Annotated in this window: 13 protein-coding genes; 2 read left to right on the forward strand and 11 right to left on the reverse strand. The window is 34.3% G+C overall.

Annotation, left to right across the window (positions count from 1 at the left end):
- Positions 1-71: 71 nt before the first annotated feature.
- Together ccmB and ccmA are read right to left on the reverse strand one after the other, a co-directional pair.
- On the reverse strand, positions 72-758 hold the full coding sequence (gene ccmB, locus BM088_RS05915; RefSeq protein WP_091981501.1) for a heme exporter protein CcmB: 687 nt from the start codon (positions 756-758) through the stop codon (positions 72-74).
- On the reverse strand, positions 758-1408 hold the full coding sequence (ccmA, locus tag BM088_RS05920) for a cytochrome c biogenesis heme-transporting ATPase CcmA (RefSeq protein WP_245763766.1): 651 nt from the start codon (positions 1406-1408) through the stop codon (positions 758-760). The genes ccmB and ccmA overlap by 1 nt, the downstream gene beginning before the upstream one ends.
- A gap of 211 nt (positions 1409-1619) precedes the next feature.
- Here ccmA and fliK point away from each other — a divergent pair, with 211 nt between their 5' ends.
- Both fliK and BM088_RS05930 read left to right on the forward strand, forming a co-directional pair.
- A complete protein-coding gene (gene fliK, locus BM088_RS05925; RefSeq protein WP_091981505.1) occupies positions 1620-3941 on the forward strand; it encodes a flagellar hook-length control protein FliK in 2322 nt (773 codons plus the stop codon).
- Between the two features lie 2 nt (positions 3942-3943).
- Positions 3944-4243, forward strand: coding sequence for an EscU/YscU/HrcU family type III secretion system export apparatus switch protein (locus tag BM088_RS05930; protein WP_091981508.1), 300 nt, complete (start codon positions 3944-3946; stop codon positions 4241-4243).
- Positions 4244-4246: 3 nt separating this feature from the next.
- Here the strand turns inward: BM088_RS05930 and BM088_RS27670 are convergent, their stop codons facing one another.
- Genes BM088_RS27670 through BM088_RS05975 form a run of 9 tightly spaced genes read right to left on the reverse strand, consistent with a single transcriptional unit; the run spans position 4247 to position 12688 of the window.
- Positions 4247-4648 (reverse strand): DUF2802 domain-containing protein, encoded by a 402-nt coding sequence (locus BM088_RS27670; protein WP_245763767.1) that lies wholly within the window; start codon positions 4646-4648, stop codon positions 4247-4249.
- 53 nt (positions 4649-4701) lie between these two features.
- Complete coding sequence (locus BM088_RS05940; RefSeq protein ID WP_091981511.1) at positions 4702-5193, reverse strand: chemotaxis protein CheW; 492 nt, start codon at positions 5191-5193, stop codon at positions 4702-4704.
- Between the two features lie 37 nt (positions 5194-5230).
- Entirely contained in the window at positions 5231-5974 is a 744-nt protein-coding gene (locus BM088_RS05945; protein WP_091981514.1) for a chemotaxis protein CheW, read from the reverse strand.
- Positions 5967-6767, reverse strand: coding sequence for a ParA family protein (locus tag BM088_RS05950; RefSeq protein ID WP_091981517.1), 801 nt, complete (start codon positions 6765-6767; stop codon positions 5967-5969). The genes BM088_RS05945 and BM088_RS05950 overlap by 8 nt, the downstream gene beginning before the upstream one ends.
- 12 nt (positions 6768-6779) lie before the next feature.
- The gene (locus tag BM088_RS05955) at positions 6780-7766 is read right to left on the reverse strand and encodes a flagellar motor protein MotB (RefSeq protein WP_091981521.1); all 987 of its coding nucleotides are present in this window, start codon (positions 7764-7766) and stop codon (positions 6780-6782) included.
- Between the two features lie 19 nt (positions 7767-7785).
- Positions 7786-8559 carry a flagellar motor protein gene (locus BM088_RS05960; RefSeq protein WP_091981524.1) on the reverse strand — a complete coding sequence of 258 codons (774 nt, stop codon included), beginning with the start codon at positions 8557-8559 and terminating at the stop codon, positions 7786-7788.
- Positions 8552-9658, reverse strand: a complete 1107-nt coding sequence (locus BM088_RS05965) for a protein-glutamate methylesterase/protein-glutamine glutaminase (protein WP_091981526.1) — start codon at positions 9656-9658, stop codon at positions 8552-8554. Before BM088_RS05965 ends, BM088_RS05960 begins: the two co-directional genes overlap by 8 nt.
- A gap of 17 nt (positions 9659-9675) precedes the next feature.
- On the reverse strand, positions 9676-11880 hold the full coding sequence (locus tag BM088_RS05970) for a chemotaxis protein CheA (RefSeq protein ID WP_091981530.1): 2205 nt from the start codon (positions 11878-11880) through the stop codon (positions 9676-9678).
- A gap of 16 nt (positions 11881-11896) precedes the next feature.
- The gene (locus BM088_RS05975) at positions 11897-12688 is read right to left on the reverse strand and encodes a protein phosphatase CheZ (RefSeq protein WP_091981911.1); all 792 of its coding nucleotides are present in this window, start codon (positions 12686-12688) and stop codon (positions 11897-11899) included.
- Between the last annotated feature and the right edge of the window lie 7 nt (positions 12689-12695).

Here is a 12695-nt window from a genome sequence, read left to right on the forward strand (position 1 = left end):
AACAAATCCACACTTTTTTAAACACGAAACAACGCAATTATATTGAATATAAACAACAATATAAAAATAAATTAACTTACACTTACCTTCAATGCCGATGACACCGCAAATGGTGCCATAACCAAAGCAATAGCCAACATTGCACCTAAAATTGCAAGTTGCCCTGTATAATCCAATGACATCGCACTGGTATCTATTGCTGAAGTTGCAAAAATAAGTACAGGAATGTACAAAGGTAGTACCAATAAACTCAGTAAAATCCCCCCTTTTTGTAAACCAACAGTTAAACCAGCGCCTATAGCACCAATTAAACTTAGTAACGGTGTTCCTATTAACAAAGTAATAATTGCAGCTTGCATAGCATTTGAATCTAAATTAAGCAACAAACCAAACATAGGAGATAACAAAACTAAAGGTAAACCAGTAATAGACCAATGAGCTGTTACCTTAGCAATAACAATAAGCGAAGTTGGATACGGGCTTACAAGAAGTTGTTCCAAAGAACCATCTTGATAATCATCTCTAAATATTTTATCTAAACCTAACATAGTTGATAAAAGTGCAGCCACCCAAATGATACCTGGCGCCATACGTGCTAATAACTGAGGTTCAGGACCAATTCCCAAAGGAAACAAGCTAATGACAATCAAGAAAAATAATAACGGATTAATAATTTCAGAACGCTGCCTAAATGCCAGTAAAACATCTTTTTTATAAACAGAAATGAATAGCTGGCGATATGAATATTGTCTTTGCATCAAATTTTATACTCCAAAGACAATATTTTTAAGTCTTCAAAATGTTCAGTTAAATCTTGATGTGATGTTAAAAAGACGCTTCCGCCTCTGGCTAACTGCTTCTTAAATTGCTCTTGAAGTAAAGTAACCCCTTTTTTATCAACTGCAGTAAAAGGTTCATCTAACATCCATAATTTTGCTTCTGATATCCATAACCTTGCCAAAGCGACACGACGTTGCTGTCCTGCGGATAACATTCTTACCGGAATATCTTCAAGGCCGACTAACCCTAAGTTAGCTAATAAATCGTAACAATCAGACACATCATTTTTTGAAATATGGGTATAACCATGAGTTTCTTGCCAAAAGCGAATATTTTCAACAGCATTAAGCTGTGTATTTACACCCGTTTTATGGCCGATATAAAGTAATTCAGACAAAAAGGTTTCTTCGTCATCGACAACATTTTTACCAAACCAAAAACGCTTACCTTGCTCTAATCGGGTAAAGCCAGCTAAAATTCTAAATAAAGACGTTTTACCTGCACCATTAGGACCTTCTAATTGCATTATTGTACTTTGAGGTAATTCAAAACTTAAGTTCTCAAATAAGCAACGGTCTTGTCGAATGCATGTAATATTTTCAACTTTTAACAACAAAAATACTCTCAATAGCCCCCTCATTAAGTAGGGGTATTTTATATAGGAAGTAGTCTATCATAATGATATTGTAAAACGTAAAAGCTTTAGGCCGAAATACGGGCGAATCACCAAAAATTTGATTTATGCCAATTTTCAGTTTTTTATCCTAGATTTTTATAAAAATAAGATAAAATTCAAACTTTAAAATAGTAAATAAAAGATAATAAATGACTTGACTGATATGACAGATACTACAGGAATATCCAAAACGCGAGTACAACAGGAATTATTAATTGCTGAAGATGCACCTATTTTACAAAAACACCTTAAATCAAATACGCAATATAGTATTAGAAATGCCAGCACGGATGGTGCTAACCTCCAATTAGAGGTACAAATTAAAGGTCAATGGAAAAAGTTGACAATTGCTCTTGAAGATAATCAAAATACTAAGAACCTTCAAATAAGCAGTGGAAAATTAATTATAGATGAGTCCGGTTTAAAGATAACCTTATTACAAAATATGGGTAAACCAACAACCCCTTTAAATCGGCAAGACTTACTTAAGGTTTTGAACTTATTACTTCAACCTAAAAGCGCCCAAGAAAAGTTATTATTAAATACAAAAGAAACTCACTTTCCACAAGAAGTTATACTGTTAGCAAAGTTCAATAAAACCCAGCAAAATACGTTAAACATTCCTGCTCTTAAAGCAAATATCCCAGTACCTGAAAATATCGCAGCCTTGATATCAACAAAACAGAATATAAAGCTCAGTTTACAAGAATCCCAAGGTACTATTACAGCTAGAATATTTTTACCAAAGTCGGATACTCCCGCATTAGAGTTAAAAATTCCAATTTCAAAACTAACAAATTGGTTAAATCAAATACCTGCTGATTTAAAAATAAAAAGTGCAAGTGCAACAAACATAGAAGTAAAGCAAAACAATAATATTACGAAATTATCGGTCAATACCACGCCTAAAATCAATAACTGGCAAACAGCAAAATTAACCACTAAAGAAAATATAACAAAAATAGAACCGATTACTGAGCCTATTCAACTTAATCTATCGAAAAGGATTAATGCAAACCCACAAAATCAAAATAATACCTCGGTGAATATCACTCCTCAGTCAAATACTGAACAAACACTTAAAAATAATACAACATCGACTACTAACAAAACTACAACACAAATCAATCAAAATACTGATAATTCCAAAGCTGTTACTCAAATAAATAAAAAGCCGATCATTTTAGAACACTCTATATCCAAGTTAGTTAATTCATTAAAAGCTGCATTAGTGCCAACTAAAAGCAACTCCACAGATGGTTCAATAAACCCCAATAATGAAAAAGCCCTCCAAATAAATATAGCGATGACAAAAGAACAAACTCAATCAGGCGTTAAAAATAAGATAGAGCCAGGAGCTACAAATAAATCAGAACAAATAAATCCTAAAGCCCCCACTGATTTATCAAGATTAAAGGGTCAATTAAAAAAAACTGTTTTAAATATAGAAACTGCTGACAATATTAACAAACCGGTGAATTTTATTGGTGAAAAAACATCTCCACTAAAAAATACTGAACTAACTAAAAATAATGACTTGAATACAAACAAAAATATTTTAAATCAATTTGTAATGGAAAAAATAAAAAAACTTATTCCAAATCAAAATCAAGCAGATGTAAATGATTTAAATAAACCAAAAGTAGAAAATTCACTTTCTATTAAACAAAATAGTCAAACGCCAGACTTAAATAAATTAGTTAATATTGCCTTTAGTAAAATGATTAACCCACAGAATATTTCCGCGCAAAAAGTACGTTCAGAAACACTGTCATTTATTCAACCTAACTTATTAACTAATACAGAAAAAACAGGAGTTATAAAAAACTCAATCCAAGAGCTCTTAATTAGCATGCTATATGCTCAAACTATAAATCACCAAACAGAACAAAATAATGATATATCCATTAAGCCACAACAAAAATTAGATCATTTATTACAACTTTTATTTCCAAGCTTAAAAGCTAAACTATCAAATATAATAAAAGAAACAAACTCAAAGCCCGGTCAAAGTTTACTTCAAGAATTAGGGCAAATTCAGCAAATTTTTCAACAGTCACAGCAGCAAGTTGCTCAAGGACATAGTGTCAATCAACAAACAGATACAAGTTTAAATTCTCTTTTTCAATTTTTACTACCTATGCAATTACCAGAAAATGTAAAACAAACGGAAATAAACTTAGGCCACTATAAAAAGCAACAGAAGGGGTATGAAGACAAAGATGTATGGTTTATTCGACTTAATTTTGATCTTGGCGATTTAGGCCAGTTACAAGCACATGCTCAGTTAATGGATAAAAATATTGATTGCACCTTTTTAAGTAGTACAAGTAATTTAATACACAAGGCTCAGCCCCACATAAGTATGTTAAAACAGAGATTAATTGAGCAAGGCTTATCTATTGGAGAGATATCTATAGAACAAGGTTCAAAGCAAGATACAGACTTCATTAAACAGCATTCCATTATAAATATTAAGGTGTAGTTATGGATAAAACAAAATCAGCAATAGGTTTACTTTATGATGGTTCAGCTGCACCAACAGTGACAGTAAAAGGGTTTGGAGAACTCGCTGAGCAAATTATCCAATTAGCACAAGAGAAGGGAATATTAATTCATGAAGATAAACTATTATCTGAGACATTAAAAACTTTAGAGCTGGGGCAAGAAATTCCAAAAGAGCTTTATATCATTATTGCCGAGTTAATTGCATTTTCATATGTACTACAAGGAAAATTCCCTCCAGGCTGGAAAGCCCTTGCAGGAACTTTAAATATAAAAGCATGAGCTCTACTTTTGTTGATGCAACGAAAGTAAAAGTTCCGCTTCTGCCTGGGGTAACTCACATTCTTTCATTACTTCGTCTAGTTGCGCCCCTAGCTCCACCATCTTAACTGCTCGAGAATACATTTTTGAATCAGGATCGGCAAATTGAAGCTCTTGCTGATTTTGAGATAATTCCTGACTCATTTGTTCCAATTGCACAATTCGTTTTCCCATATTAAGCATTCCCCCTCTGAGCTCATCAATTTCACTGCGCAGAATTGTATTTTGATGCTTAACTTCAGATAAAATTTTATTACTTTGGTTATTTTCTATTTTACTTTTTTTATAATAGAAAAATAAAAAGCCTATTATTGTAAATGATATAAATAAACTGAATAAAATGGCAATTATTATGATATTTTCCAAATCTAAAAACCTACTTATATAAAATTAAAGGTTTTTGTAGATGAAAAAAATGACTACAAGTCATTTAAATCTCTCCATTCTTCTTCACTTAGTAATTTATCTAAATCAACTAAAATCAGCAATTGACCATTACGATTAGAAACACCTTGAATAAACTTAGCACTTTCCTCAGTGCCTATATTAGGTGTACTGTCAATTTCAGAGCGGCGTAAATAAACAACTTCTGCGACACTATCTACTAGAATACCTATAACTTGTTTTTCAGCTTCAATGATCACAATTCTTGAATCGTCAGTCACATCTAAGCCGGTCAAGCCAAAACGAGTGCTCGTATCAATTACAGTTACAACGTTGCCACGTAAATTGATAATGCCCAATACATAGCTAGGAGCTCCCGGTACAGGGGCTATTTCGGTATAACGCAGTACTTCTTGCACTTGCATAACATTAATGCCGTATGTTTCATTTTCTAAACGAAAAGTAACCCACTGCAATACATCATCACTTGCATCTGCATTCACTGATGTAATTCTTTCTTCATTCATATTCATGCTCCTACGGCATTACTTATCTTAGTGACAATTATTTTTCAATTTCTCTGCTATCTAATCCTTGGTCAAGTAATTCTGTTAACGAATCTACATCAATCAAAGCACACATTTTTTCTTTTATTAAACCTGCTAACCAAGGTCTTTTTCCTGTTTGCTCTCGCCACTTAACATCATCATTTTGTAATGTAATGTTATTGACTAAGCTTTCGGCCTGTAAACCCCAGTTAGTTTCTCCTAACATTATAAGATATTTATAATTTAAACTTTCTTCAAGTTTTTTATTATATTTTTCGGGCATAACCCATTGTGCTGTATCAATAATGTTTAGTTTAGTACCTCGGTTTAGCATTACCCCTTTAAACCAGCTAGGTTTAGCAAATACTTTATTAATTTCACCTATTTTATGAATGCCACCGAGAGACTTTAAAGGAACAGCTAAAGTTAAACCGGCGACTTGAAAAAATAACGCCTGAAACTCTCCCTTTCGATATTCAGCTTCATATTTAGTTTTAGGTAAAGTTTTTTGTAATTCAAGTATTTCATCTTCTACACTAGAGATTGTAGGTTGTTTTTCATCATCTTGCTTAGTGCTAACTTTTATTTCCGTCGGTTCGACTCTTTTTTTAGTCAAAACCTTTTTTTCAGGTTCTACAACTTGTTCCAATAATTTTTCAACAGGTTGTAAAGCGGCTTTAATTAGTGCTTCATCTTCAGTTAATAAAGCGGTTAAATATTGCTTCATTATTCTTTCATTTGCAAATAAAGGCTTATTCATGAGGTAACTCACTTAGTGCCTTTCCTTCTATTTTAAACAAATACTCCAACAGCGCTATATAGGCAAAAACACCTCGTGAACGAGGACAATATATTACAGGTGATTTCATAGCTAAACTTGCATCTCTAAACTTTGTATCTATTGGGATCACACCTGGCCAAACGGCATCTTGATATGTTGCCCTTAGTGTTTTATATGCCTCTAATGAAGCCTTCGTTCGCTTATCATACATGGTTGGAATGATGGTATATTGATATTGTTTTGCTTGAGAGCTTTGCATCAGTTGCATTGTTCTCATCATTCTATCTAATCCCTTTAAAGCTAAAAACTCTGTTTGGACAGGAACTAAAACACGCTCACTTGCTGCTAATGCATTAACCATTAACACTCCAAGAACGGGTGGACAATCTAAAATAGCATAATCGTATTCTTCAGAAATTTTAGCCAAAGCTTTAGTCAATATTAAACCCATCCCCCCTTTATTTCCCATACTTCTATCTAGCGTTGCAATAGCCATAGTTGCAGGTAGTATGTCGACCCCTTCCATAGTTGAGGGGCATAAGGCTTGCAAAATCTCTTCTTTAGACATTCCTTTATTACGAGCAAAAACATCATAAACACTCACTTCCAACTCTTCTGAGTCTATTCCGAAGTAATATGTAAGTGAAGCGTGAGGATCTGTATCAATAAGTAAAACACGATGACCTCTAGATGCGAGTATTCCACCTAAAGTTACTGTAGTTGTCGTTTTTCCAACACCACCTTTTTGATTTGCAACCGTCCAAATTTTCAAATTTGATCCTTTCTACTGCTCATTTTCTCGTGTTGTAATGCGTATACCGCCATCCGGTAGCTTTATAATTTTAATCGTTTTATCATCTTGTTTTATTGCTTTATTCTCTACTTCTTGTAGCTTTATTTCTAGCTCTTTATTTTTTTGAGATAGATTATCTTCTAAGTTAACCAATTTTTTTTCTGAAAATAAGCCAAATTTGGAAAGTGCAATAACAACTTTTCTATTTTCAGCTCTTCCTACTTTTGTACTGTTGTTTGCAAATGGTGAATACTGGCCATACCCTTCTATAGCCATTCTAGCTGGATTTATACCTTCTTTTTCTAGCGCTATAAGCATTTGAGTTGCACGCGAAACAGATAATTGCCAATTTGAACTAAAAATTTCATTATTTATTGGTTGATCATCGGTATATCCTCTTACGCGAATATAATTATCAACTCCATTTAAAATATCATAAATGCGACGAACAACTTGTTTTGCGGCTTGAGTAGAAACAGCACTACCACTGCCAAACAACAAGCCCGAATTCAACTCTATTGTTAACCAATCTTGATTTAATTCCAATTTAGCCTGACCAGTTTCTAACTCTTCAAATAAAGCTGTTTTAAGGTCTTGTTCTAAAGAATCTAACGGACTGCCTAATAGTTTTTGTTTTAGATTTGTTAAATCACCAAACCCATCAACTAACTCAGGACCTTTTTCTTCATCTCTTAATGAATTTCCATATAATATAAACTCAGTATCAACAGCATTTTTTGTTAATAAACCTTCCCCTTTAACCCCTTGTCCATCTTGTTCATATTGATTAGCTGATTTATCAAATACTTGCTCAAGTGAATCAGATAAAATCTCAAACTCATTTTCGTTAGTCATTGCTAAAGAATATAAAACTACAAAAAAAGCAAACATTAGAGTCATATAGTCAGCATATGATATCAGCCACCTATCTAGGTTATTAGATTCTGATCCTGATATAGTTCTACGATAGCGTTTCATAATTTATACTGATTCAAAGCTAAGTAAGAGAGTTTACTTGAGAGTAATGTTTTTTAGTTTGATACGCAGATAATTTAAGTTCAATATTACTTGGGCTTTCACCTTGTAAAATTGATAGCATGCCTTCAGCTAATAACTCGTGATACATCATTTGCTCTTCAATTACACATTTTAATTTATTTGCCACGGGTAAAAAAAGTAAATTAGCAAAACCAACACCATAAATTGTTGCCACAAAAGCAGTGGCAATACCCGCGCCTAAAAGCTCAGGATCCTTAATGAAATTCATTGCTTGTATTAAACCTAAAACAGCACCTAAAATACCAATTGTAGGACTATATCCCCCCATAGCTTCATAAATTTTTGCAGATTTTAACAAGGCTTCACGGTGTAAAATTAACTCCACTTCCATAGCCTCTCTAAACTGATCTGGTGCAACGCCATCAATCATCATGTTAAGACCTTTAGAAATAAAGTAATCATTATTATTTTGTGCTTCTATTTCTAATGATAAATAACCTTCTTGGCGCGCTTTATTAGACCAAGTTTTAATTTGTTCGATTCCTTTATCCACAGGGTAGTGAGGTGGTTTTATCACCCAAATAAACATTTTAATACCCTGAATAAACAATTCTTTTGGGGATTGCAACATAACAGCCCCTAAAGTACCACCAACAACAATTAAAAAAGCTGAATAATTAACGAGACTAAGTAACAACCCACCTTCAAACCAATAACCAAAACCGATTGCTGATATTGCTAATATTAAGCCTGAAATAGATAATTTATCCACAACCCACTTCTCTAACGATGCGAGTTGCTACATCAGGTAAAGGGATATTAGCCTCTGCAAGACCAGCGTTTGCAACCGCTTGTGGCATTCCATAAACAACGCAGGTTTTTTCATCCTGAACCCAAATTTTAGATCCTGCCTGCTTTAAAAGCCTAGCACCATCTCTACCATCAGCACCCATTCCAGTTAAGACAACAGCCAATACTGAGTCGTTATAGCTTTTTGCAGCACTGGCAAAAGTAATATCAACACTTGGTTTATAAGTTACTCTAGCGCCATCATCTTCATAGATGCGTATTTTTTGAGCACCTCTTCCTTCAACTAACATTTGTTTACCACCAGGCGCTAAATAAGCAACCCCTGGTTTTAATGTTTCACCATTTTCAGCCTCTTTAACTTTAATTTTGCATAAAGTATTTAGACGTATTGCAAATGCTGGCGTAAATGCAGCTGGCATATGTTGTATTAATAAAATTGGATGAGGAAAGTTAGAGGGTAATTGCGTTAATATACTTTGTAGTGCAACAGGGCCCCCTGTTGACGTTCCAATTGCGACTAACTTATATTTCTTTCCTGATGCTCTAATATCTGAAGTTTTTTTTCTTTGTACATTAAAGTCATTGCTAGATGATGCAACACTTGTTTTTCTTAGGTTTTGTTTTTCAATTGGTGCAGCTATAGGTCTAGAGAAACGACTTATTCTACGCCGACCTATTTCTTTAACTTTTTGTTGTAATAGCCTAATTGCTTCTTCTTTATCTCTTGCAATATCCTCAAATTTTTTGGGTAAAAAATCTAAAGCCCCTGCATCAAGTGCATCAAATGTAGCGCTTGCACCATGATGTGTTAAAGATGAAAACATGAGTATCGGTATTGGCGATGCTTTCATTATTTGTTTAACTGCACTGATCCCATCAAGTACAGGCATTTCAACATCCATAGTGATGACATCAGGCTTAATTTTAGCTGCTTTCTCAACAGCTTCTTTTCCATTATTAGCCGTATCAATCACCTCTAATTCGGGATCTTGATTTAATATTTCTGTGACTCTTCGTCTAAAAAAACTTGAATCATCAACAACTAAAACCTTAATTGCCATTCAATTTACTCTTTTAGTTATTTTACTTTACCAGCATAGTGTTTCAATAAATTTGGAACATCTAAAATTAATGCAATACCACCATCAGAAGTAATAGTCGCACCAGCCATACCAGGAGTTCCTTGCAATAAGGCATCTAAAGGTTTAATTACAACTTCTTCTTGTCCTATTAATGAATCAACAGCAAAGCCTATTTGTTGAGTTCCTAATTGAACAATAACAACATGCCCATCACCACTACGTTGTTGTGATGCTGAAGCTGGATTTCTAACCAGCCACTTTTCGAGATAAAATAATGGAATTGCCTTATCTCTTACAATGATTGTTAATTGTCCATCAACAATGTTTGTCTTTGATAAATCAAGATGGAAAATTTCATTAACACAAGCTAAAGGTAAAGCAAATGTTTGCTCTTCTACTAAGACCATTAAAGTCGGTAAAATTGCAAGTGTTAAAGGAACTTTTATTTCAAGAGTTGTTCCTGTTCCTCTTTGTGATTCAATGTTAATTGAACCGTTCAACTGTGTAATTTTAGTTTTAACAACATCCATGCCGACACCGCGGCCTGAAATATCAGATATTTCTTCTTTTGTTGAAAATCCGGGTGCAAAAATTAAATTAAATGCCTCAGTATCTGTCATTCTTGATGCAAAGTCAGCATCAATAACACCTTTACCAATAGCGATATCTTTTAGCTTATTGGGGTCCATACCCGCACCATCATCTTTGATTGTTAACAAGATATGGTCACCCTCTTGGGATGCTGACAAGGTTACTGTTCCCGTTCTTGATTTACCTGTTGCTTCACGTTCATCAGGCATCTCAATACCATGATCTACAGAGTTTCGGACTAAATGTACTAAAGGATCAGCTAAAGCTTCAACAAGATTTTTATCTAAGTCTGTATCTTCACCAACAAGTAAAAGGTTTATATCTTTTTTCAGGCTACGAGCTAAATCACGTACAACTCGAGGAAAGCGACCGAACACTTTTTTTATCGGCTGCATACGTGTTTTCATTACAGCACTTTGAAGGTCAGCAGTCACAACGTCAAGGTTTGAAATCGCCTTATTCATACTTTCGCTACTATTTGTTGCCCCCAAACTGACTAAACGATTTCGAACTAAAACTAATTCACCAACCATATTCATGATTTGATCTAAACGTTTAGTATCTACTCTTACCGTTGTTTCAGCCTGAACAGCTGCTGGTTTTGCTGGTGCTTTATCTTGCTTTTCTGGTTTATTTTCAACTTTTTTCGCTGTTGGTTTTGCGACATCTTTTGACTTAGCAACAGGTTTGGGTTTAGAAGTTGGTTTAGGTTTTTCTACAGCTTTAGGTGCTTCTTTTTTCACAGAAGTTGCTTCAACGGTTTCTTCTGTAATTTTAGGCCCTTGGCCCTTGCCATGTAATTCATCAAGTAAAGCTTCAAATTCATCATCTGAAATATCATCGGAATCTAGAGCAGGTTCAGAAGCACTTGCTGTATTTACTTCTTTTTCCTCTTCTGCTTCTCCAAAAGATCCAACACCATGAAGTTCATCTAATAGATTTTCAAATTGATCATCAGTAATATCATCGCCTGAAATATCAGTTGTTTCATTAGGTTTTTCATCTTCTGCAGGCCCTTTCCCGGTGCCATGTAATTCATCTAATAAACTTTCAAATTCATCTTCTGATATATCATCTATTCCTGAATCATCTGAGCTTCCATCATCCATGTCAAATAAGACATCATCAAAATCTGCATCACTACTACTTTGAGAGGCAGCATCTTCAACTTCCTCTGTCTTGGATGATTCGCTAGGCAGATCTATCGACTCATCTTCAGATTCTGGTTTACTTAATTGATGTAAAGCTTTAAGCAGGTTAGGGTCAGCAGCTTCAGGTTGTTCTCTATTTTGAATACAGGCAAACATAATATTTATGCAGTCTAATGCCTGCAAAATTACATCCATCAGCTCCGAATTAACGCTTCTTTGCCCTTGGCGTAATATATCAAAGACATTTTCAGCACCATGACAGGCATCAACAAGCTCGGTCATAGCTAAAAACCCAGCTCCACCTTTTACAGTATGAAACCCTCTAAAAATTGCATTTAATAAATCAGCATCTTCAGGGTTATTTTCCAGTTCTATTAGCTGCTCAGATAATAATTCGAGAATTTCTCCGGCTTCAACCAAAAAATCCTGCAAAATATCTTCATCTAGTTCAAAACTCATGCAGCAGTTCTCCCATTTAGAAACCTAAACTTGATAGTAAGTCATCAACATCATCTTGATCAGAAACCACATCATCACGATTTTCTGCATCTAAAATAGGCCCTTCAGCAACTTGATCTAATGTATTGTCAACAATTTGAGATGATTGTGTGTGTTCTTCTAAAGCACCAGTTTCAGGTGCTTCAACTTCAATAGTTTCACTAACAGGTGATCCAAAAACCTTCAACATATGGATCAAACTATCTTCAACTTCCCTAACCAGTTCTATTACTCTACGAATAACTTGACCCGTTAAGTCTTGAAAATCCTGTGCCATTAAGACTTCTGTCATTAAACTATGTAATTTTTGTGTATTTCCTTGAGCATCTGAAATAAATGAATCAAGTCCATGACATAGTGTTTTAAATTCACCAAGCTTAAGGTCTCGACTCATCAAACGTTCCCACGATGGTTTGATTTTATTTAAATCATCTGACAACTTGTCTGATATAGGTAAACATGCCTCAATTGCATCCATCGTTTTATTTGCAGCTTGTTCCGTCATTTTAATGACATAATTCAAACGCTCTTTTGCATCAGGTAATGCCTCTTGCGTCAAATCAGTAAGCTTTGAATCTAGCTGAAAATTATTCAATGAATCGTGCAATTGTCGAGTTAACTTCCCAACCTCTTCAAATAACTCAGATTGCATTTGTGTTGTTATTTGCAACAATAATTCATCTGCTTGCTCTTGTTTATTATTTTCTAAAAAAGAAACAAGTTGCTTTGCTTGTTCAAGCGTAATTTGAGGTGATTCAGTTGTGATCATTAACTCT

This window comes from Pseudoalteromonas denitrificans DSM 6059, assembly GCF_900112265.1.
GTDB classification, from domain to species: domain Bacteria; phylum Pseudomonadota; class Gammaproteobacteria; order Enterobacterales; family Alteromonadaceae; genus Pseudoalteromonas; species Pseudoalteromonas denitrificans.

What these genes read in the sequence shown, in the direction of transcription:
- BM088_RS05945 (WP_091981514.1), bottom strand. Translation starts at nt 5,974, where the DNA reads ATGAATAAGCCTTTATTTGCAAATGAAAGAATAATGAAGCAATATTTA.
- fliK (WP_091981505.1), top strand. Translation starts at nt 1,620, where the DNA reads ATGACAGATACTACAGGAATATCCAAAACGCGAGTACAACAGGAATTA.
- BM088_RS05930 (WP_091981508.1), top strand. Translation starts at nt 3,944, where the DNA reads ATGGATAAAACAAAATCAGCAATAGGTTTACTTTATGATGGTTCAGCT.
- BM088_RS05955 (WP_091981521.1), bottom strand. Translation starts at nt 7,766, where the DNA reads ATGAAACGCTATCGTAGAACTATATCAGGATCAGAATCTAATAACCTA.
- BM088_RS05970 (WP_091981530.1), bottom strand. Translation starts at nt 11,880, where the DNA reads ATGAGTTTTGAACTAGATGAAGATATTTTGCAGGATTTTTTGGTTGAA.
- BM088_RS05940 (WP_091981511.1), bottom strand. Translation starts at nt 5,193, where the DNA reads ATGAATGAAGAAAGAATTACATCAGTGAATGCAGATGCAAGTGATGAT.
- ccmB (WP_091981501.1), bottom strand. Translation starts at nt 758, where the DNA reads ATGCAAAGACAATATTCATATCGCCAGCTATTCATTTCTGTTTATAAA.
- BM088_RS05975 (WP_091981911.1), bottom strand. Translation starts at nt 12,688, where the DNA reads ATGATCACAACTGAATCACCTCAAATTACGCTTGAACAAGCAAAGCAA.
- BM088_RS05965 (WP_091981526.1), bottom strand. Translation starts at nt 9,658, where the DNA reads ATGGCAATTAAGGTTTTAGTTGTTGATGATTCAAGTTTTTTTAGACGA.